At 50.6% G+C, this 2,500-nt stretch carries 2 rRNA genes (1 of these 2 cut by a window edge); both read left to right on the forward strand.

What is annotated here, in order from left to right:
- The first annotated feature begins 32 nt into the window (after positions 1-32).
- Positions 33-1,582, forward strand: a 16S ribosomal RNA gene (locus CN601_RS23950).
- Between the two features lie 140 nt (positions 1,583-1,722).
- A 23S ribosomal RNA gene (locus tag CN601_RS23955) occupies positions 1,723-2,500 on the forward strand; it runs 2,161 nt beyond the window's last position.
- The 16S and 23S rRNA genes sit together here, the layout of an rRNA operon.

Here is a 2,500-nt window from a genome sequence, read left to right on the forward strand (position 1 = left end):
TTTTTTGAGCAATACAAGATTTAAACTTAACTTTTATGGAGAGTTTGATCCTGGCTCAGGACGAACGCTGGCGGCGTGCCTAATACATGCAAGTCGAGCGGATTAATGGGAGCTTGCTCCCGTTAATTAGCGGCGGACGGGTGAGTAACACGTGGGCAACCTACCTGTAAGACTGGGATAACTTCGGGAAACCGGAGCTAATACCGGATGACACTGAGGAACTCCTGTTCCTTAGTTGAAAGATGGCTTCGGCTATCACTTACAGATGGGCCCGCGGCGCATTAGCTAGTTGGTGAGGTAACGGCTCACCAAGGCGACGATGCGTAGCCGACCTGAGAGGGTGATCGGCCACACTGGGACTGAGACACGGCCCAGACTCCTACGGGAGGCAGCAGTAGGGAATCTTCCGCAATGGACGAAAGTCTGACGGAGCAACGCCGCGTGAGCGATGAAGGCCTTCGGGTCGTAAAGCTCTGTTGTTAGGGAAGAACAAGTGCTAGTTAAATAAGCTGGCACCTTGACGGTACCTAACCAGAAAGCCACGGCTAACTACGTGCCAGCAGCCGCGGTAATACGTAGGTGGCAAGCGTTGTCCGGAATTATTGGGCGTAAAGCGCGCGCAGGCGGTTTCTTAAGTCTGATGTGAAAGCCCCCGGCTCAACCGGGGAGGGTCATTGGAAACTGGGAAACTTGAGTGCAGAAGAGGAAAGTGGAATTCCAAGTGTAGCGGTGAAATGCGTAGAGATTTGGAGGAACACCAGTGGCGAAGGCGACTTTCTGGTCTGTAACTGACGCTGAGGCGCGAAAGCGTGGGGAGCAAACAGGATTAGATACCCTGGTAGTCCACGCTGTAAACGATGAGTGCTAAGTGTTAGAGGGTTTCCGCCCTTTAGTGCTGAAGTTAACGCATTAAGCACTCCGCCTGGGGAGTACGGTCGCAAGACTGAAACTCAAAGGAATTGACGGGGGCCCGCACAAGTGGTGGAGCATGTGGTTTAATTCGAAGCAACGCGAAGAACCTTACCAGGTCTTGACATCCTCTGACAACCCTAGAGATAGGGCGTTCCCTTCGGGGACAGAGTGACAGGTGGTGCATGGTTGTCGTCAGCTCGTGTCGTGAGATGTTGGGTTAAGTCCCGCAACGAGCGCAACCCTTGATCTTAGTTGCCAGCATTTAGTTGGGCACTCTAAGGTGACTGCCGGTGACAAACCGGAGGAAGGTGGGGATGACGTCAAATCATCATGCCCCTTATGACCTGGGCTACACACGTGCTACAATGGATAGTACAAAGGGTTGCAAGACCGCGAGGTGGAGCTAATCCCATAAAACTATTCTCAGTTCGGATTGTAGGCTGCAACTCGCCTACATGAAGCCGGAATCACTAGTAATCGCGGATCAGCATGCCGCGGTGAATACGTTCCCGGGCCTTGTACACACCGCCCGTCACACCACGAGAGTTTGTAACACCCGAAGTCGGTGGGGTAACCTTTTAGGGGCCAGCCGCCTAAGGTGGGACAGATGATTGGGGTGAAGTCGTAACAAGGTAGCCGTATCGGAAGGTGCGGCTGGATCACCTCCTTTCTATGGAGACATCATGAACCGATGGTTCATGTATGAAAATGTTTCTTCATTGTTTTGTTTAGTTTTGANNTTTGTACCTTGAAAACTAGATAATGTCATTCATTAAACTGCGTAAGTTTAATTCAATTAGTTTTAAAATTAGTTAAGTTAGAAAGGGCGCACGGTGGATGCCTTGGCACTAGGAGTCGATGAAGGACGGGACTAACACCGATATGCTTCGGGGAGCTGTAAGTAAGCTTTGATCCGGAGATTTCCGAATGGGGAAACCCACTACTCGTAATGGAGTAGTATCTTTACCTGAATACATAGGGTACTGAGGACAGACCCAGGGAACTGAAACATCTAAGTACCTGGAGGAATAGAAAGCAAAATGCGATTTCCTGAGTAGCGGCGAGCGAAACGGAAGATAGCCCAAACCAAGAGGCTTGCCTCTTGGGGTTGTAGGACACTCTATACGGAGTTACAAAGGAACGGGGTAAATGAAGCGACCTGGAAAGGTCCGTCAAAGAAGGTAAAAACCCTGTAGTTGAAATCTCGTTCCCTCTTGAGTGGATCCTGAGTACGGCGGAACACGTGAAATTCCGTCGGAATCTGGGAGGACCATCTCCCAAGGCTAAATACTACCTAGTGACCGATAGTGAACCAGTACCGTGAGGGAAAGGTGAAAAGCACCCCGGAAGGGGAGTGAAAGAGAACCTGAAACCGTGTGCTTACAAATAGTCAGAGCTCGTTAATGAGTGATGGCGTGCCTTTTGTAGAATGAACCGGCGAGTTACGATCCCGTGCAAGGTTAAGTTGAAGAGACGGAGCCGCAGCGAAAGCGAGTCTGAATAGGGCGATATAGTACGTGGTCGTAGACCCGAAACCGAGTGATCTACCCATGTCCAGGATGAAGTTCAGGTAACACTGAATGGAGGT

It is taken from the genome of Bacillus sp. AFS017336, assembly GCF_002555445.1.
Taxonomy (GTDB): domain Bacteria; phylum Bacillota; class Bacilli; order Bacillales; family Bacillaceae_G; genus Gottfriedia.